At 41.6% G+C, this 21,216-nt stretch carries 9 protein-coding genes, 2 tRNA genes and 3 rRNA genes; all 14 read right to left on the bottom strand.

Annotation, left to right across the window (positions count from 1 at the left end):
- Window positions 1-9 precede the first annotated feature (9 nt).
- Window positions 10-606, bottom strand: a complete 597-nt coding sequence (locus tag ACKPCE_RS09700; RefSeq protein WP_319505020.1) for a hypothetical protein — start codon at window positions 604-606, stop codon at window positions 10-12.
- Between the two features lie 217 nt (window positions 607-823).
- Window positions 824-934: ribosomal RNA gene (rrf, locus tag ACKPCE_RS09695) — 5S ribosomal RNA — on the bottom strand.
- A 72-nt stretch (window positions 935-1,006) separates the two neighbouring features.
- Window positions 1,007-3,890: ribosomal RNA gene (locus tag ACKPCE_RS09690) — 23S ribosomal RNA — on the bottom strand.
- A gap of 141 nt (window positions 3,891-4,031) precedes the next feature.
- A tRNA-Ala gene (locus ACKPCE_RS09685) sits at window positions 4,032-4,105 on the bottom strand.
- 15 nt (window positions 4,106-4,120) lie between these two features.
- Window positions 4,121-4,194 (bottom strand) — tRNA-Ile (locus ACKPCE_RS09680).
- Window positions 4,195-4,353: 159 nt separating this feature from the next.
- Window positions 4,354-5,878 (bottom strand): 16S ribosomal RNA (locus tag ACKPCE_RS09675).
- The 16S, 23S and 5S rRNA genes sit together here with 2 tRNA genes alongside, the layout of an rRNA operon.
- Before the next feature lie 1,643 nt (window positions 5,879-7,521).
- On the bottom strand, window positions 7,522-8,742 hold the full coding sequence (locus ACKPCE_RS09670) for a clostripain-related cysteine peptidase (RefSeq protein ID WP_319505019.1): 1,221 nt from the start codon (window positions 8,740-8,742) through the stop codon (window positions 7,522-7,524).
- A gap of 14 nt (window positions 8,743-8,756) precedes the next feature.
- Window positions 8,757-9,161 carry a hypothetical protein gene (locus tag ACKPCE_RS09665; RefSeq protein WP_276994767.1) on the bottom strand — a complete coding sequence of 135 codons (405 nt, stop codon included), beginning with the start codon at window positions 9,159-9,161 and terminating at the stop codon, window positions 8,757-8,759.
- 158 nt (window positions 9,162-9,319) lie between these two features.
- The gene (locus tag ACKPCE_RS09660) at window positions 9,320-10,180 is read right to left on the bottom strand and encodes a sigma-70 family RNA polymerase sigma factor (protein ID WP_024996513.1); all 861 of its coding nucleotides are present in this window, start codon (window positions 10,178-10,180) and stop codon (window positions 9,320-9,322) included.
- Between the two features lie 184 nt (window positions 10,181-10,364).
- Window positions 10,365-11,870, bottom strand: a complete 1,506-nt coding sequence (locus ACKPCE_RS09655; RefSeq protein ID WP_319505018.1) for a Do family serine endopeptidase — start codon at window positions 11,868-11,870, stop codon at window positions 10,365-10,367.
- Window positions 11,871-12,091: 221 nt separating this feature from the next.
- On the bottom strand, window positions 12,092-15,295 hold the full coding sequence (locus ACKPCE_RS09650) for an efflux RND transporter permease subunit (RefSeq protein WP_319505017.1): 3,204 nt from the start codon (window positions 15,293-15,295) through the stop codon (window positions 12,092-12,094).
- A gap of 74 nt (window positions 15,296-15,369) precedes the next feature.
- Window positions 15,370-16,869: a TolC family protein gene (locus ACKPCE_RS09645; protein WP_319505948.1), complete on the bottom strand. Its 1,500-nt coding sequence runs from the start codon at window positions 16,867-16,869 to the stop codon at window positions 15,370-15,372.
- Between the two features lie 24 nt (window positions 16,870-16,893).
- Window positions 16,894-19,971 (bottom strand): efflux RND transporter permease subunit, encoded by a 3,078-nt coding sequence (locus tag ACKPCE_RS09640; RefSeq protein WP_319505016.1) that lies wholly within the window; start codon window positions 19,969-19,971, stop codon window positions 16,894-16,896.
- The gene (locus ACKPCE_RS09635; RefSeq protein ID WP_319505015.1) at window positions 19,968-21,056 is read right to left on the bottom strand and encodes an efflux RND transporter periplasmic adaptor subunit; all 1,089 of its coding nucleotides are present in this window, start codon (window positions 21,054-21,056) and stop codon (window positions 19,968-19,970) included. Before ACKPCE_RS09635 ends, ACKPCE_RS09640 begins: the two co-directional genes overlap by 4 nt.
- Between the last annotated feature and the right edge of the window lie 160 nt (window positions 21,057-21,216).

The raw sequence follows: 21,216 nt of genomic DNA, 5'->3' as shown, positions 1-21,216 counted from the left end.
GTTTAAAGGCTAAACGCTGAAAAGCATCTCAACCAATTGTGGACGCAAAAATGCCTTAAAGTAATTCATAAATTCTTCTTCCCCAAAGTTTATTTTATAAGATCCATCTTTCGGAGATACGGTGAAGAGTGTTTTAATGCCATTTACTTGTTCTACTTGAACGCCTTTATCTAAAAGAGATTTGGCATGTGCTGCAAAATAAGCTTTCAGAGCTTCTGCTTCTTGAGTACTGATTGTAATGGGCTCGTTAGCACTCCATTTAGAAGCTAAAGCAACGATAAACGAATAAAGATACTCTTTGTTATTTACGAACTCATTAACCGGAGCTGAAACAATTTTATCAGTAACCACAGATGCAATCTCAGACTTGAGCGCATTAACAGACTGACTGGCAAACAATTTCAACTCTGATTTGGTATTCTCAACCAACTCTTCTGCAGCTTTACGAGCAGATGCATTAATTGCATCGGCCTCTTTGCGTGCTTTTTCAATAATTGTTTTCGCATCAACTTCCGCTTTTGCTATCAGTTTCTGAGCTTCTTCATTTCCTTTTTCAACGCCTTCACGATAAATCTTATCTGTGAGTTCTTGAATTTTATTTTCCATACTTATAGGATTATTTTGAAGTTTATATATCAATCGTGTGTCTTAACCAGAAGGAATGGGCCAAATATACGAAATTAACAGCATTTTTGTTTTAAGATTAGAGGAAAAAGGAACTAGTTTAATATATTTTTCATTCCTGTGTTTCAAATGGATATCTCCGGTAGGCTTTAAACGCAAGAAGTCCCACAGCTTTGTATAGCTGCAGGACTTCTCTAAAAAACGGCGACTACCTACTCTCCCACTGTTACGCAGTACCATCGGCGTGACAAGGCTTAACTTCTCTGTTCGGAATGGGAAGAGGTGGAACCCTTGTGCTATAGTCACCTTAATAAGGTAGACATAATGTACACAAAAAATAAATCAATCAATCAGCTAAACGTATATAAAAACCATACTGACAAGAAGAAAGTGAACGGGCAATTAGTATTGCTCGGCTGTGATATTTCTATCTATACACCTGCAACCTATCAACGTCATCGTCTTTGACGACCCTAAGAAATCTAATCTTGTGGCTGGCTTCGTACTTAGATGCTTTCAGCACTTATCCAATCCCGACTTAGATACCCGGCGATGCACCTGGCGGCACAACCGGTAAACCAGAGGTCAGTCCAACACGGTCCTCTCGTACTAGTGTCAGAGCCACGCAAATTTCATACGCCCACGATAGATAGAGACCGAACTGTCTCACGACGTTCTGAACCCAGCTCGCGTGCCACTTTAATGGGCGAACAGCCCAACCCTTGGGACCTTCTCCAGCCCCAGGATGTGACGAGCCGACATCGAGGTGCCAAACCCCTCCGTCGATATGAGCTCTTGGGAGGGATCAGCCTGTTATCCCCGGAGTACCTTTTATCCTTTGAGCGATGTCCTTTCCATACAGAAACACCGGATCACTATGCTCTAGTTTCCTACCTGATCGACTTGTCGGTCTCCCAGTCAAGCACCCTTATGCCATTACACTCTACGGACGGTTACCAATCGTCCTGAGGGTACCTTTAGAAGCCTCCGTTACACTTTTGGAGGCGACCACCCCAGTCAAACTACCCACCAAACAGTGTCCCCATTACAAACGGGTTAGAATTCAAACAATCAAAGGGTCGTATTTCAACAGCGACTCCACGAATACTAGCGTACCCGCTTCATAGTCTCCGACCTATCCTACACATCAATGGCCCAAATTCAATGTTAAGCTATAGTAAAGGTTCACGGGGTCTTTTCGTCCCATCGCGGGTAATCGGCATCTTCACCGATACTACAATTTCACTGAGCTCACGGTTGAGACAGTGTCCAGATCATTACACCATTCGTGCAGGTCGGAACTTACCCGACAAGGAATTTCGCTACCTTAGGACCGTTATAGTTACGGCCGCCGTTTACTGGGGCTTCAATTCAATGCGTCTCTTGCGATAACATCTCCTCTTAACCTTCCAGCACCGGGCAGGTGTCAGGCTGTATACGGAATCTTTCGATTTTGCACAGCCCTGTGTTTTTGTTAAACAGTTGCCTGGACCTATTCTCTGCGCCCTCTCTTGCGAGGAGGGACCCTTTATCCCGAAGTTACAGGGTCAATTTGCCTAGTTCCTTAACCGTGATTCACTCAAGCGCCTTAGTATATTCAACCCGACTACGTGTGTCCGTTTACGGTACGGGTACCTATAAGATTAAGTTTAGCGGATTTTCTTGGAAGTCTGCTTACATGCACTATTGGATTGTCCGAAGACGCTCCATACTATCAGGTTCGAATCGGAATGTGGATTTGCCTGCATTCCTCAACTTCTACACCCTTTAACGAACTATTCCGTCAGTTCGCGGCACTATCACTACTCCGTCCCCACATCACTCTTAAAGGTAGTAATGGAATATTAACCATTTCAGCCATCGGCATTGCCTTTCGGCGGAGCCTTAGGACCCGACTAACCCTGATCCGATTAGCGTTGATCAGGAAACCTTAGTCTTTCGGCGAGGGGGTTTCTCACCCCCTTTATCGTTACTTATACCTACATTTGCGTTTCCACACGCTCCAGAGAAGCTCACGCTTCGCCTTCAACGCAGAGTGGAATGCTCCCCTACCAACCATTATATGGTTCCATAGCTTCGGTAAACCGCTTATGCCCGATTATTATCCACGCCAAATTCCTCGACTAGTGAGCTGTTACGCACTCTTTAAATGAATGGCTGCTTCCAAGCCAACATCCTAGCTGTCTTAGCAATCTGACTTCGTTAGTTCAACTCAGCGGTTATTTGGGGACCTTAGCTGATGGTCTGGATTCTTCTCCTCTCGGACGCGGACCTTAGCACCCGCGCCCTCACTCCTGTTCTCAAACTAATGCGCATTCGGAGTTTATCAAGACTTGATAGGCGGTGAAGCCCTCGCATCTTATCAGTCGCTCTACCTCACATTAGTAATAAACAAGGCTGCACCTAAATGCATTTCGGGGAGTACGAGCTATCTCCAAGTTTGATTAGCCTTTCACCCCTACCCTCAACTCATCCGGAAGCTTTTCAACGCTTATCGGTTCGGTCCTCCAGTTAGTGTTACCTAACCTTCAACCTGGCCAAGGGTAGATCACTTGGTTTCGCGTCTACTCCTTCCGACTAAATCGCCCTGTTAAGACTCGCTTTCGCTTCGGCTGCAGGTCTCAAGACCCTTAACCTTGCCGGAAAAAGTAACTCGTAGGTTCATTATGCAAAAGGCACGCCGTCACAGCACAAGGCTGCTCCGACCGCTTGTAGGCACATGGTTTCAGGAACTATTTCACTCTTCTATTCGAAGTGCTTTTCACCTTTCCTTCACAGTACTGGTTCACTATCGGTCTCTCAGGAGTATTTAGCCTTACCGGATGGTCCCGGCAGATTCACACAGAATTTCACGTGTTCCGCGCTACTCAGGATACCACTAGGGTCAAACAGTATTCGAATAAGGGGCTATCACCCGCTATGGCATAACTTTCCAGTTACTTCTTCTCTACTGTTGAGATCCCACATCGTGGTCCTACAACCCCATATATGCCGTAACATATATGGTTTGGGCTATTCCGCGTTCGCTCGCCACTACTAGCGGAATCATTATTATTTTCTTTTCCTGCAGGTACTAAGATGTTTCAGTTCCCTGCGTTAGCCTACTGCATAGCAGTATAATATCTCTTCAAGATACTGGGTTGTCCCATTCGGAAATCTTCGGATCAAAGGTCATTTGCACCTACCCGAAGCTTATCGCAGCTTATCACGTCCTTCATCGCCTCTGAGAGCCAAGGCATCCACCATGTGCCCTTGCTTACTTTCTTCTTATCAAACACTTCTTAATCCAATATAAATATCGAATCAAAACGTATGGTTGATATATACTTTTAGCTCTTACTAAAAAATTTACTTTTTGCTTTTGTACATTATGTCAAAGATCGTTGTCGGTTCTAAAGAACCTGAAGTGGAGAATAACGGATTCGAACCGTTGACCCTCTGCGTGCAAGGCAGATGCTCTAGCCAGCTGAGCTAATCCCCCGAATCAAGAGATTCGTAGTCCCAGGCAGAGTTGAACTGCCGACCTCTACATTATCAGTGTAGCGCTCTAACCAACTGAGCTATAGGACTGTGTTCAAACCCTTGCCTTTCGGCTCGGCTTCTTTTTTTTCTCTTGTGTTATCTAACAACTATATATTAAATAAACAAGTACCAGTAGTACAACAGATAAATCTAACCTTAATCAGACTTAAAGTAATAATCATAAAACCTTTTACGAAATCACTCCAGAAAGGAGGTGTTCCAGCCGCACCTTCCGGTACGGCTACCTTGTTACGACTTAGCCCCAGTCACCAGTTTTACCCTAGGACGCTCCTTGCGGTTACGTACTTCAGGTACCCCCGGCTCCCATGGCTTGACGGGCGGTGTGTACAAGGCCCGGGAACGTATTCACCGCGCCGTGGCTGATGCGCGATTACTAGCGAATCCAGCTTCACGAAGTCGGGTTGCAGACTTCGATCCGAACTGAGAGAGGTTTTTGGGATTGGCATCCGGTCGCCCGGTAGCTGCCCTCTGTACCCCCCATTGTAACACGTGTGTAGCCCCGGACGTAAGGGCCGTGCTGATTTGACGTCATCCCCACCTTCCTCACATCTTACGACGGCAGTCTCACTAGAGTCCTCAGCATGACCTGTTAGTAACTAATGATAAGGGTTGCGCTCGTTATGGCACTTAAGCCGACACCTCACGGCACGAGCTGACGACAACCATGCAGCACCTTCACAGAGACCTTGCGGCGATAATCTTTCAACTATATTCCTCTGCAATTCAAGCCCGGGTAAGGTTCCTCGCGTATCATCGAATTAAACCACATGTTCCTCCGCTTGTGCGGGCCCCCGTCAATTCCTTTGAGTTTCACCGTTGCCGGCGTACTCCCCAGGTGGAATACTTAATGCTTTCGCTTGGCCGCTTACTGTATATCGCAAACAGCGAGTATTCATCGTTTACTGTGTGGACTACCAGGGTATCTAATCCTGTTTGATACCCACACTTTCGAGCCTCAGTGTCAGTTGTACCCCAGTGAGCTGCCTTCGCAATTGGAGTTCTTCGTGATATCTAAGCATTTCACCGCTACACCACGAATTCCGCCCACCTCTTGTACACTCAAGACATACAGTATCAACTGCAATTTCACGGTTGAGCCGTAAACTTTCACAGCTGACTTATATGTCAACCTACGCTCCCTTTAAACCCAATAAATCCGGATAACGCTTGGATCCTCCGTATTACCGCGGCTGCTGGCACGGAGTTAGCCGATCCTTATTCATAAGGTACATACAAAAAGGGACACGTCCCTCACTTTATTCCCTTATAAAAGAAGTTTACAACCCATAGGGCAGTCATCCTTCACGCTACTTGGCTGGTTCAGACTCTCGTCCATTGACCAATATTCCTCACTGCTGCCTCCCGTAGGAGTTTGGACCGTGTCTCAGTTCCAATGTGGGGGACCTTCCTCTCAGAACCCCTATCCATCGTAGACTTGGTGGGCCGTTACCCCGCCAACTATCTAATGGAACGCATCCCCATCGCTTACCGAAATTCTTTAATAAAGAGAACATGCGAACTCTTTATACCATCGGGTATTAATCTTTCTTTCGAAAGGCTATCCCCGAGTAAGCGGCAGGTTGGATACGTGTTACTCACCCGTGCGCCGGTCGCCATCTGAAGTATTGCTACCCCAATGCTGCCCCTCGACTTGCATGTGTTAAGCCTGTAGCTAGCGTTCATCCTGAGCCAGGATCAAACTCTTCATTGTAAAAGTATTGTGTACTTATAAAAAATACCCGAAAGTATCTCTCATAAGCAGTTTTTAGCTCTGTTCAGGATTTCGTAAATTTATTTAAGTTCACACCCTGCTGAAAGCAGGATATTGACGGTTCTAAATTTTACCCAAAATTACTTCTCTTAAATGATCTGTTTCCGAAGAAACCAAACAAGAAGAAAAGCATTTTGCTATTGTACTACTTGTATTGTTTATGTAATTCTATCAAAGAACGCTTCTTTTATTTTTGCTTTGTTTTCTAAAGCGGGTGCAAAGGTAAGGAGTTTAAAAGTAACAACCAAATGTTTTCGGAAGTTTTTTTTAAAAGTTTTTTTTCGTTAAGCTACCTTCTAAAACTCTTTTAGCAAGAGCGAAGGCCTAAACAAAAAAAGATCCTTTTTTGCGAACCGGACTGCAAAGATAAAGACTTTTTAGCTTCACTTCCAAACTTTCAGAGAAGTTTTTTTTTAAAAGTAAAACCGCATGAGTCAAACCCTACAGGCGCTTTATCAACATTTCAAGAAAACACTTTGTCTCTCTTGCAAAGCGGGTGCAAAAGTAGAAGCTTTTGCCATACAAAACAAGAAGATCATACTCTTTTTTTAGAAAAGAAAGGAGCGAAAAGGCTTAAAGCGCTAGACATCAGGAGGTAACACCATGAAAATAAATACAAAGAAAGGGGGAACCGGAGAAATACAAAGAAATGGTATACCTTATATTATATAAGGGGAAGCCGTTGGCGGAATTAACTTAGCGCAAATGTAACTCCGGCAATGGACTTTCCATTCATGGCATCCCCCTTTTAACTTCATGAATTCTGCCAACGGATACTTGCACAAGTGTTGTTTTGCCTCATAAAAAGTATGAAATAAAGTATCACCAAGTATCACCAACCTTGCAACGGGTTGATTATCAGTTTTTTAAGTGTGACACTTGGCTAAAAAAAAGCCTCACCAAGTATCACCAAGTATCACCAAATTTTTTGGCTATTTTTCCTTATAAGCATACAGCTGTTTATTGTTTTTATATAGGGGATTTAGTTGGTTATTTTATGTATTTATTTTGCGGATTAGCGGTTTTCGTTACATTCGAAACACCACGGTTTGTGCCCTAATAATAACCTGATAAAAGAACCACAATAATTTGGAATTGACAGGATAATGTATTATCTTTGTACTTATAAGCTTATAGTATATTCAAATTATTATAGGCGCAAAGGCAGGAGTTCGTACTCTTGCCTTTTTTTATGTCTTGACGGTTTGTGATTGCATTAGCACGGTGTCTCGCGCCGGTTTGCACGGTAGCAAAAGGTTCCTGAGCAACCGTGTTACGGTCGTAAGACGGTTGCTCAGGAACCAAAAGACGGTTTATGATTTAAAATTGCTCGTTATCTTTTTGAAAAAGTCGGTTATGTTTTTGAAAAAGTTGGTTATGTTTTACCAAAGTCTTGCCGCTCCTTGTTGCTTCCCGGTTTGCTCGTTAATAATATATAAACTTGCTCTTGACAAGATTTGTATGATTCAGGATATTAAGGGGTGAATTTGTAAAATTAGTTCTACCAGTTGGCGGAATTTACTTAACGCGTATTTAACTCTACCAATTGGTTTTTCATTCATGTGGTTAATATATGGTCAGAATTACCAACCCGTATTGCTCCAACCTGCTGCCGAATACCAGGCATAGCTATGATAGAAAGTATTAAGAGATACATAGCTACTCCTAGGGATATATGCAGATAAGCCACTCGATCCAGCCATAGAAATCATGCCATAAACAAACGAAGAATAAGTTTTATCTGTAGTAAGATGTAGTGGAACTGCCAATTCAAATGCGTCACTCCAAGCAGAAAACAAGGTTTGATCATCAGAAGCAACCAAAGACTTAATCAAATCTTTCAAATCATAATAAAAGTAAGTAGAACGAGGGTCATACGAATAGATTGAAGAAACATTGATTGCACTACCGTTGGTTATGTATTTAGGTAAAATAGCAGCTGTAGCTGCTGCTAAAGCCTGCACTTCACTACTTTTTAAGACAGACACAGTAACCCCCATTGTCCAATTCTCATTGCTGCCAGTCTGCCCGGTATATTTTGCAGCATAATAATCATAATAGCCGTGAGCCACAGTCGACGCCAAATTATTCGCCTGACTAAACATAGCCGGAACCAATTCCGTGTAATAAGCTCCCGGACCCGGTATTTCATTGGGTGCACCAATAAAATAATCGGCACGATCTTTTAGCTCATAAGCTACCTCTACTGACTGCATAAAACAAGCATCAAAAAGGATAAAGTCAAAATGAGGAGCACTATTTAAAGCGGTATTCAGACTTGAGATATCCATATAAGAAGTTCCATCCTGTCCGAACCAACGGGTAGAGGCCTTGCTCGCACTAATATTGGCAGGAGATGGTAACCATCCATCGCCGTGTGACCAAAGAACCAATCCGTAGCTTTTAGCAGGGAAAGCGGAAAATACACGGTTATAAACCTCGGCCATCACAGTAGGGTAAACAGAATTTTGCTCTTCGTATTCATGCAAAATATTCTTAACGACTGCCCCTTTGCTATCTTTACTTATCTGATACAAAAGAGGTTTTGCACTTTGCGTATCAACATATACCAGCAAATTATTTTTATCGGCGTCTACAGCAGCAAAGCCAGATACCATTTCAGCAACATCATCAGCGGCAAAGGATGTAAGGGAGTTGTCAGCAGCAATATAAACCAATACAGTTCTTAAATCTTCTTCCTGAACAGGATCGGGTTCATCATTGTGATTACAAGCCACTAGCACAGTAGTTACTGTAATTACAGTTAGCACTGCCAAAATCAGCTTTTTCAGTTTACCAGTCATAAAAGAGAGCTATTTTATTCAGACACAACAGGCTTTTTAAAACTGAATTCTGTCGTTTTAACTTCCCGAAGCGCAACTGATTTGTTCTTTTTATATTGACTAACGATTTTAGCCATCTCTTTGTTTAACTTTACTTTGTTTTCTGAGAAGTAAATCATGCAGGTACGGTTAGAGAGATTTTTTTCCAGCTCCAAATAATTCTTCAACTGATAACTATACAAATCCCTTTGAGGCAAGAAGCCGTTTTTGTCGAGTTGAACACTATCAAGCAATTGAATTTCAGTATAATACACTACAGTATCAGTAAATGAAGCCGAAACTCCAAACGCATACACCTCTTTCTTTGCTTTTTTAAATGAGAAAGCCGAACAAACAACAAACGCCAATATAAGCGACAGCGCTATTTTCGCAAATTTCATACTATATTATTTTAAAAGTCCGTTACAAAGATAAACATTCACTTCAAACCAAGATACAAAATGCACTAGAAATAACAGATACAAAAGAAAAAACCGGTTCAGCCTTGACGGCCAAACCGGTTTAGTAAACCTTTAAATGTCAGAAACTGATATTCTTATTATCCTAAATAAGATTTGAGCAACGTGCTACGATTACCTTGTCTTAATCTTCTAATAGCTTTTTCTTTAATCTGACGAACACGTTCACGGGTTAACCCGAATTTATCGCCGATTTCTTCCAGTGTCATTTCCTGTTGTCCGATACCAAAGAACATTTGTATAATATCCTTTTCTCTATCGGTTAACGTAGAAAGTGCTCTATCAATTTCCCTCGCAAGAGACTCATTTACCAGAGAGCGGTCAGCCATGGGCGAATCATCGTTGATCAACACATCCAGGAGGCTGTTGTCTTCTCCTTCAACAAAGGGAGCATCTACCGATATATGACGGCCAGATACTTTCAATGTATCAGAGATCTTATCAACAGGGATATCCAACTCGTCTGCCAGTTCTTCAGGTGACGGCCTGCGTTCATTTTCCTGCTCGAATTTAGAGAAAGCTTTGCTGATTTTATTCAGCGAACCTACCTGATTCAAGGGAAGGCGTACAATACGCGATTGCTCGGCCAAAGCCTGTAGAATTGATTGACGAATCCACCACACAGCATAGCTGATAAACTTAAAACCACGTGTTTCATCAAATTTCTCAGCAGCTTTAATCAGTCCTAAATTACCCTCATTAATCAAGTCGGGCAAACTCAAACCTTGGTTTTGGTACTGTTTTGCTACAGAAACAACGAAACGCAAATTGGCTCTTGTCAGTTTCTCTAATGCCACGCGATCACCTTTTCGAATGCGTTGAGCGAGCTCTACCTCTTCTTCCACAGTAATCAAGTCTTCACGACCAATTTCCTGCAGATATTTGTCAAGAGAAGCACTCTCTCTGTTAGTGATACTTTTTGTAATCTTTAATTGTCTCATCCTTCTAAAAAACACATTTTGGTGCGCAAAGGTACAACAAATTATTCTTATACTGAAAAATATGAAGTAACTTTTTGCTCATTCCTATCATCTAAAGAACAAAAAGAGCGTCGACATGTTGACTGTCAACGCTCTTTTTTCATTAATGTTAGCTAAAATTCAATCTTCTTACCTTAATATCATGCTACTCTTGACTTAAGTCGACCGCATAATTGGCTCTTTTTCCTGAGGGGAACATTCCTGTTAAGAACAATACTTGTTCGGGGGATTTGGTGGCTGATTTAAACGCTTCTTCCAAATCACTAACCGAATTCATGGTCTGTCCATTGGCTTTCAGTATAATAAAGCCTTTTCTGATTCCCGCATCTGCCATTTTGCCAGCCGAAACTCCTGTAACCTGAATTCCATAACCTAAGTTGAGTTGTTTTTTCAACTCCGGCGACACTTCATTAAAGGCAGCGCCCAGAATATCGAGTCCGGCATTCTTCATCACTTTCGTAGTTCCTTGTTCATTTTTCAATGTAACCACAATTGTTTTTTCTTTCTTTTCGCGAATAACCTTCACGCTAACCTTGTCGCCCGGACGATGTTTTGCCAATTCGCCTTGTAGTTCAGCCATATTCCGAACCTTATGTCCGTCGATTCCTATAATAACATCATCCACTTTGATTCCTGCACCGGCAGCAGAACCACCTTCAATAACTTCAGCGACTAATACACCGTCAACAACGCCTAGTTCTTTTGCTTTTTTAGTTGCTGCATCGCTTAATTGCTCATCACTTAATGAACCACCCTTTATACCAAGCAACGCGCGCTGAACGGTTCCATATTGTTTCAAATCAGATACGACTTTAGTCATAATGCTCGACGGAATGGCAAATCCATAGCCCGCATAAGCACCTGTTGGAGAAGAGAGAACCGCATTGATTCCCACCAATTCACCTTTGGTATTTACTAAAGCACCACCACTATTACCTTGATTAATAGCTGCATCCGTTTGAATAAACGACTCAACACCACCGCTGTAAACACCCAACATACGAGCCTTGGCACTCACAATACCGGCAGTAACCGTAGAAGTAAGGTTGAAAGGATTTCCCACTGCCAATACCCATTCTCCAATTTTCAGTTCATCAGAGTTACCCACTGCAAGTGTTGGGAATTCGTCTCCTTCTATCTTAATCAAAGCCAAGTCAGTAGCGGGGTCAGCACCTATAATTCTCCCTTTGAATTCGCGATTATCATTCAGCTTCACACTAATTTCATCGGCACCTTCAATGACATGATTATTAGTTACAATGTAACCGTCTTTGGAGATAATCACACCCGATCCATAGCCAACTCTGGGCTGTGTTTGCATTTGACGTTGGCGACCGGTTGCTCCGTCACCGAAAAAGAAATCGAATAAATCGGGGGCCTGTTGCACTGTTGTAACTTTCGACAATTGGGTCGATTTGATATGCACAACCGCATGAATAGAATTCTCGGCTGCTGCCGTGAGATCAACGGGTTGTCCTCCTATGGCATTGTAGGCTGCCAAACGAGAGTTTGGGTTTTGCTGAAACATTTCATCGTAAGTCAAGGGCCTGATTTCCGGCCTCAACATGGTGTAAGTAGTGATTCCTGCCACTCCCGAACTCAAAAGAACTATCGCTCCGACTCCGAGGATTTTTCTGGTTGTCTGTTTCATATTATTCGTTATTTAGATTGTTAATATTAAATTCATTTTTAACATTACCGACGTTAAAATAACGACAAAATTCGTTCTCTTATTCTCTTTGTCACCATTTTTTGTTCTCTTTTAACATTGAGTATGAACCGATTAACAGCGGTTAACGACAAAGCCTGACAAATTTGCATTCATTGTGACATAAGTATGTAACTTGCATCCGGATAAAGAGTAAGAGTTCGCTATTTCGAGGCCCTTACCTCTCTTTTAGCAAGAGTAAAAACTGGCAAAAACAGGAATACACCCACCACAGACATCACTAATCCTCCAATAGTGCCTGCAGCAAGAGGAAACCAAAAAGCTTCTTTTTCTGCACCCACCATAAACGGCACAAAACCAAGTATAGTAGAGAGAACCGTGAGAAAAATGGGAGTCGCCTTAGCATTCCATGCTTTGGTATATGCATGTAAGGCTTTCATAGACGGATGCCGCCGACGAATACCATTGTATTCATTGAGCACATAAATACTTGCATTTACCGTAATGCCACACAAAAGAATAAATGAAGCAAAACCTCCCTGATCAAAGTTTAATTTGAACCAATAGAAAGTGAGAAATACACCGATATATGAAATGGGTATAATAAAGAGAATGATTAACGGCTGTTTCAGAGAGTTAAACAAGATACTGGTTATGAAAAAAATAATGGCAATAACCACCAACAATAGAAAGTACTGTTTATTTTCCTTCTTTCCCCATGACCAAGCATTACTATCCGACTCGGCACTGTATCCCATCGGAAGTTCTTTATTAAATTCTTCCAAATCTTTCTTCAAAATCTTATTTCCCTGTTCAGAGGAGCCAATGTATTCGTATTGAAGGCACAATCTATATTGTTGGTTTTCTTTGGCTATCTCCTGAGGCATCTGTCCTTTACCAATGTCCGCCAGCTCCGATAGCTTATACCATTGAGCTTCATCTCCATAAGGATAATTTTGCATAGCCCAAATGTCATATTCATCAGACTGACGAGAAGATAGCTTTATTTGCTCTATTCCATTATCGGTTACCACAGAGCCACACTCTATGTTCTTGCCAAATATAGGGCTGATTGCATCAAACAATGTACTGGCCTGAAGATCTTGTTGCGCCATTTTCGCTTTGTTCAAGTCAAAAAAGAATTCCTGATAATCATCTTTCCACCAAGAGAATTCCGAGTTAATAAGCACCTCCTTTATTCTTCGATGCTCCAAAAGCCTTTCTTTCAAGTTCTCAGCCCAATGATACAATTCATCGTAATTATAGCCATACATCTTTACTCTAAATGAGCCTGCCCCTTCACGTACATCATTGCTAAAGCCCTGATCTTGCAGTCCGTATACTCCCCAACTTCCACCTCCCAATTCAAGGGCCTTACTGATAATATTTGCTTTCAGTGTATACGGGAAACCACTATTTTGATGTTCCTTATCAAAATAAATACTAATAGTAGCTCTTTGTGCACTGTATATGGATGTCTGAAACTGTTTAATGTCTTTAAACTCACTCAGATAAGTTTCCATTCTTTTCATCAGCGTGTTCATCTGTTCAAGCGTGCTGCCATTGGGCAAGTTCGCATTGGCATACAATACAACTTCTTCGTTTCGGGTAAAGTAACTACCTTCGTATACTTTTTGAGCAAACAATCTTAAACTACCTCCCAAGTATTTATCGGTAACAGGTTTCACAGTCTCCTTATAAAAGATACTCCCAATCGTTTTATTGTATACTTCCGCCATTTTCCCCTCTCCCTCTATTTTTTCGGGAAGTAAGAACAGCGGTAGTCCGAAAAGTAGAATAAGAATTAAGCAAACAGTCATCTTCCAGCGACATAAGAATCGTATCAGTACACTATAGATCCGAGTGAAATGCACAATAATCCGTTTCACCAATAAAGAGTTTCGTCGAAAAAAAGGAAGTCGTCGAGCTAAGAAGGTGCGAGAATGGTTCTTCTCAAGATGAATCTTATCAATCATAGCCGGAACAAAGAATAAAGCGACAAAAAGCGAGACTGACAGATTAACGATCACAACCGCTGCAAAATCTTGAAGATTCAGCCGTATTTTTTCATCCAAAAAGAAGATAATGATCAAAGCACCCATGGTAGTAAGTGTGGCTGCTAATACAGAGATAAAAGCTTTCAGATTACGGCGATGCAAGATGTGATCAGCCATCACAATAGTGTTATCAATTACCAAATTGAGTGAAACAGTGATACCAGCTAACGAGTAGAGTTGCATCTCTAGCCCAAAGAAATAATAAAAAATAATAGCGATGGCAATGTTGACACTTAAACTGGTGATAATAAGAAACAGATAGCGCAAATTCAAAGTAATCATCAGAACGAACGCCAATAAAATTAAAACTGTAAGTCCCGTACGAAAATAAATCTTATCCAACTCTGCACGAATAAATTCGGTAGCATCGTAACTTGTATGAATCTCATATCCAGCAGGCAAAACACGCTCTATCTCGTGCATCTTCTGCATGATTGAATTACTTAATTGCAATTGATTAGCTGTTTCTTCTGCTGTAATAGACAGATAAATAGAATTTAATCCGTTGATGCGAAAATAGCTTTGTGGAGCCTCCTCTACTCGTTCTACCGTTACCAATTCATCGAGCCGTATCAGCTTACCCTCTGAATAAGAAACCTGGATTTGAGACGCGTCAAAGGATGATCCATCATGTTCGGGCACTAAAGCCAACCGTATCCATTGTTTATTGCCTGGGAGCGCTTCAGTATCATACGTTCCTAAAAAAGACTTTTGATAATAACGGTAAATAGCTTGCCGAATATTTGCAATCGTTATTCCCAAACGAGAAAGTTGATCACTGTTATATTCCAGCCTCCATTCCATAGGAGTAGCTCCATTCAATTCAATTTGATAAACACCCGGTATCTGTGCCAAGCGTGTTTTTATGTGGTCTTCCGCATATTGCTGAATCAATATCGGAGTCGACGGAGCATTTAGAGTAAACGACATAAATGGACGCGAAGCATCTTCATCAGGTTGCTTCATTCGAATGTACGGATAACTAACCCCTTGAGGCAATTGCGCCCACGTTTGCCTAATAATAGTAGATGCTTCAAAGCGTGCTGCATCTACATCAACATGCTTATCCAGTTCAACTGTGATCCGCCCCCATCCATTACCCGAAGTAGAATTGATGTATTTTATGCCCTTAATACGTGCCAGCATCGCCTCAAGCTTGGCAGTAGCTTCCATTTCTACGACACGAGAGGATGTACCTGCCATACCGAATTGCACCGTGAAACCCGGTAACGTTCGTGAAGGATTCAACTTAACAGGCAGTAGAGGTATCAGTGCCAATCCCAGCAATGCAACACAAATAAATGCTACAATTATCGTAAAAGACGAAACAGTTCTTTTATTATTAGTCATCAATACTTCTTTAATAAAACATTAACATCATTCATTGAGAGCCAATTCCCGATCAAAATACCCAAATAGATGAATCACCACCGAGAGTTTAAATTATAATCAAACTTTTCGGAGAGAGAAAAGCCGGAGGCAAAGTCATGCAACGTTAACTTCCTTATCTTATAATAGTTCAACCAATAGTTTTGCAAAGCGGATATATAATTCTGCTGAGCTTCCTGCTGCCTATTCAGTGATAGCGTGAGACTATTGATGTCCGTCTTTCCAATCACAAAGCGTTGACGAGTTTCGTTATAAGCTAAAATAGACAAGTCAAGAGCTTCCTCCGCACTTGCAATGAGACTTTGCTGGATATTAAAGTCATTAACCGTCATAATCACCTCCTCTTCAAGAGTAAGTTCACTCTGACGTGAAGACGTTTTCACAACCTCCAAGTTATTATGTGCCATGTTACGTTTACCCTTACTGACCCCCCAGTCCAATAATGGAATACTAAAGCTAACCGATACCAGTTCTTGTTGCATAGGTCTACGATATGCATCACTTAAATTATCAGCTACCTGATTATAACCGACACTAGCATTAAAACTAGCGTTCAAACGAGATTCTTTTTTTGCTTTATCCAACGCCTGTTGTGCCTCCAATACATTCTGCTTCCACTCCAAAAAACTAGGATTGTTCTCCTTTGCCAAATTAAGCGCCTTGTCTACCATAATAGAAATCTCGTGCGGACGTCCGGGAAGATCTAACTGGATCTCCGTGTTCTTATCCATACCCAAATACGAAGCCAACGCAAACATAGCCCGTTTACGAGAAATGGCTATATTCTGCAAAGTATTACGAGCATTCACCAAATCAAGTTTCAACGTTAACAGATCCGCTTGAGAGATAGCCGCAATCTTATGGCGTTGCATACCCATCCGATAAAGAGTATCACTAGAGGCAACAATATCCTGCGCTAATTTGTACTTTGCATCCGCCATTGCCAAAGCAAAGAAATAAGTAGTAGCTTGCTCGGAGACGGCTTCCATATTATAAATAAGTTGTTTCTTTACTTTCTCATATTTCAAAGGCTCGATGCGTTTTTCCCACTTAAAAGCATTATACCCCAACAAACTCTGCGAGTAACCTATTCTTAAAGGCACACTGGTAAATTGCGTAGCATCCGTGGCTCCAAAACTACGGATATAACTAAGATTAGAATTCACATAGAAAGTACCTCCCGTCCAATCAAGATTCTGCTTAACAGATAAGTTACCATACGCAAAATATGATTGTTGGCTACGATACACATCCACATCATTTTCCGAGTCATACCGTTGCGTAATAGCCCTATTATATTCGGCCGGCGTAGCATTCAGAGTGATGCTAGGAAGGCGGTTTGCCTTATAAGTACGATACTCCCAATAACCTGACAGATAAAGATTCCGGACACGAAAAGCTTCCAATGAACTATCATTTGCCAATTCAATTGTTCGTTGCAAGTCTAAGACTATTTTCGTCTGAGCAAAAAGAAAAGGTACAAATACACACCCAAAATTCAAGCAAATAGCGAAACGTAAGAAATTCCTTCTCATCATAATATGAAAATTCATAGTAGTTTATTTTTTGATTCTTGATATGGCACTTCTATCTCTGTAAATAGACCAATAGACCAGCGGAATGACAAACAAGCTCACCAATGTACCAATCGCCATCGTTCCTATCATAGCTATAGATAGAGGTTTTTGCAATTCCGACCCCATATCATAAGAAAAGAGCAGTGGCACCATGGCAAAAATGGTAGTCAGCGAAGTCATGATGATAGGGCGCAATCTACGTCTCCCTGCTTCGTGAATCGCTTCAAGTAAGGGAGTACCCGCTTTCCGTAGTTCATTAATCGCATCCAATTTCAGAATAGAGTCATTAATGATAATACCGCAAGTCACAATCAAGCCAATGGCCGACATTAAATTTAGCGTATGCCCACACACCCAAAGCAGCAATAACGCAAAGGCAACATCAATGGGAATTTCAAGTAACACGATCAACGGTTGCACGAAACTCTCGAACTGAGCCGCCAGAATGAAATACATCAGTAAAATGGAAACAAACAGAATGATCACCAATTCATCCAACATTTTTTTATTCGAGAAAAAGCTACCCGAAAAAGCCATGTCCCAATCATCCGACTCTCCTACCACTTGCTTTGCTTTCGTCATTAACGTTTCGGGAGCCTTCACATCATAAAACCGAAAAGGGATGTATTCTCCGTTTTTACCTGCAGTAATGCTTTTAAAGTCTTCAGCCGGAGTAACCGTAATCAGTTCGCGGAGCGGGATATAATTCACAGCCCCATCCTTATCAGGCGTTGTGCGTATAAGTGTTTCTTGCAGCACCCTATTTACTGTTTTCTCACTTCCTACAATATTAATAGGCAGATACTGCTGATAAGAATGCAGCATAGCAACACTATTTTCTTTAAAAATAGTCTTCAGTTCCCGATACAGTTCATCATTAGATACTCCATACAAAAGCAACTTCTCATGGCTGATGCGAATATTCAACTGGTTTTCAAAAGCAATTCCTGTAGGAGCCACACCGGTTTTATCGGCAAAACGTTCTTCCAATTTGCGCACTTCACCGGCAGCCGGAGCCTTCTCTTTATTCCGAGCATAAAGTTCAGCCACAACATCCGCCTCATTCGTTGTAAAAAGCTTCTCAAACACCGTTTCAGGAGGCGAAAAAGAGATCACCGCTAACGGATATTGCTGCTTTAATGCCTTATACACCTCTTTTTGTAAAGGCTCAATTTCTTTGGGATCAGCCGTTTTAAAGTATAATTCAGCCTCAGATGCCGATAGTTCTTGTTCTCTGTTGAGGATAAAATCTTGTTGCCCAATGGATGCTGTTTGCTCCACCGTCTTATCTTTCATTTCACGAAACAGTCCATCTACCCTCTTTCTGTTTTCGTCAATATGAATATTTTCGTTCCACTCCACACGGACCACCAATTCGTTCTCATCAATCTTAGGCATTCTCTCCTTATCTATAAAGAAAAACAAAGCGACACAAAGAGGAATTGAAACGATGCAAAACACTGCCGTAATAGTTTTATGCGCAAAGACCCAATCACACCACCTATCATAAAAAGCATCAAGAGTATGCTCCTTTAACGGATTATTTATCTTCCAATTAAACCTTCGTATCCCCAAACCATACACCAACATATACAGTACCGGCAACAACATAATTCCCGTAAAATAAGAAACGATCAATCCTACTGTAACTGAAAATGCCTGATCAAAAAAGATTGCCCCTGCAATGCCACTCATAAAAATTAACGGCACAAACACCGCAATAGTAGTTAAGGAGGAACTCAACATAGGTGTAATAACTTCAGAAGTACCGGTTATGCAAGCCCTTCTCAACGAATAGCCCCGCTCACGATATTGCGATATATTCTCCGTTACAATAATAGAGCTGTCTATCATCATACCCAATGCCAGTATCAAGCCCGACAAAGAGATTATATTCAAAGACATGTTGCATAGATAGAAAAACAAAAAGCTGATTACGATAGACACCACCATACTCAGCCCAATAATAAAAGGAGATTTCACATCGCCTAGAAACAATACAGCCACAATGCAGATAAACAGAAACCCAAGAGATAAGTTTTGCTGCAAGTTAGAGATTGTATAATCCAGCAATTCCGTTTGGTTGCGACTCACGCTAAATTCAATATCGGGGTATATGCGGGCAAAATAATCCGTAGTTCTCGTCAACGAAGCTTTCATCTGATCCATGTTTTCATCAGCCTGCTTGATGATAGCCAATGTCACAGCCCGTTTCCCATTAGAGACAGAGATTCCCTTCTCTTTTTCCGGTACAATGCTTACGTTGCAGAACTCCTTAAGCTGTATAATGCGGCCTTCCTTTCGGATATAGATATTCTCTACATCCTGCGCAGTGCGAAGAAGAGTTGAAAACTTGATGTTATATTCATAATAACCATCACGCACCGTCATGCTTCCCGGTTCAATATTATTTCGCTCCAGTGCCGCTTCAATATTTTCAATAGACAATCCCAGCATTGCCATTTTACTCATATCCGGCACTATCTGCAACTGCCTTTGCAGCAATCCACTAACATCCACCATCGACACTTCCGGTAACTGTTCTATCCGGCGTTTGATTACCGATTCAGCGAATTCACACAGGTTGAGAAATGCCTTTTCATCCGTTTGGGTATAAGCACTATCACTCTTCAAGGTTAAGTTGAGATACAGCACCGGTATATCCGTAGCACTAGCCTTTACCACTTTCGGGCGATCCGTATCTTTGGGAAGATAATTCATTGCCGCGTCAATCTTCTCATTCACCTCAATAAAAGCTAAATCAGTATTGGTACCATGCTCAAAACTAAGCCTTATAATGCCTGCGCCATCACGTGTTTCGCTAGTCATATCTTTCAGTCGCGCTATTTGAATCAACTGTTGACGAATAGGCTTCACTACAGTATTCTCCAATTCACGGGCAGACGTATTGGGTACTGCCACCTGCACTGTAATTTCGGGTATAGATATGTCGGGCAACAAAGAAACCGGCAAGGTGAAGTATGTTACCAAACCGAGTATAAAGCAGGCTGTAAACGCCATCAATACTGCAATAGGGCGTTGTATTAAGAATTTTATCATTTGCTTCCGGTCTGTAGGTTTTTAACAACAGAAACAGGTGCTTCGTGAGCCAAATTTATGTTTCCGGTTACGATCACCGTATCTCCCTCATTCAATCCGTCTGCAATACTATAACTGTCGGCGTTCTCCAAAGCCGTATGTATATAGTTCCACATAGCTTTCCCGTCTTTTAGCGTAAAGACCACCTGTTTACCCGAACGAAGTACAACAGCACTCTTCGGGATCACCAATTGCTCGCCTAGTGAACGGTGCACACTCACCCTCACATTCATTCCATTGAAAAGTTTGGCATTGCCATTTACTCGCGCCCTAACCTTTACCATTCCTTTGTCATCCACCAATGGATTAATCTCCGCAATGCTTCCTTCATGCAGGGCAGATACATCTGCAAAAGGAGTTATCTGCACTTTATCTCCTTTCTTTAACAGCGGCAGTTCACTTTCCAGTACGGAGAAATCCACCTCCATACTCCGGGTATCCATCAGTGTACAAAACACATTGGCAGTACTTGCTACATTCATTGGTTTAGAAAAAAGATTAGCCACTGTTCCATCAAAGGGAGCAACTAACGTAGCATGTTGTTCTTCGTACAATGCCAAATCATAATCAGCCTTGCTCTGATCATATCCACTTTTTACCTTTGCCAACTTCATAGTTGCGTCCGGTACCTTCTCGAAATCCTTCGCTGCATACCCCTGTCCAATGAGTACGTCTTGTAATTCCAAGCGTGCTTTTTCGAGTGCATTCTTTGCCTGTAACAGTTTATTGCCCAATCGAAATTTATCCAGTTCAGCCAGCTTCTGTCCTTTGCGCACTTTATCGCCATTCTTCACCCAGATATGTACAATCACTTCAGCCGTTTGGAAGCGAAGATCAGCAAAACCCAGAGCAGCCACCTTCCCATTACTTACTAACTCGTGATTAAAAACCTGCTTACGCAATGGGATGACGGTAACTTCGTTTTTAATATCAGGCAACACCGTTTCCACTCCTTTTTCGGAGTCTTCTTTTTTCTTTTCACCGGAACAAGCAATGAATAAAATCATTAGTAAACAAAAGCACAAACAGGTTTCTTTTCGTTTCATATTTAGTAGTTTTTCATTTCAGTATTTTTCATCGAAAAAACATATCAGAAATTTTAATCATTCAAACATAGCAATTTAGTCTTTAAAGAGCAAAAAAAACATCGTCACATTTACGTCACATTTGAGAAATCGTACAAAATCAGCTATTAAGCACAACTGT

Source organism: Bacteroides graminisolvens, from assembly GCF_963666085.1.
Taxonomy (GTDB): domain Bacteria; phylum Bacteroidota; class Bacteroidia; order Bacteroidales; family Bacteroidaceae; genus Bacteroides; species Bacteroides graminisolvens.
The sequence above is the reverse complement of the archived record's forward strand: the minus strand, read 5'-3'. Positions and strand labels throughout refer to the sequence as shown.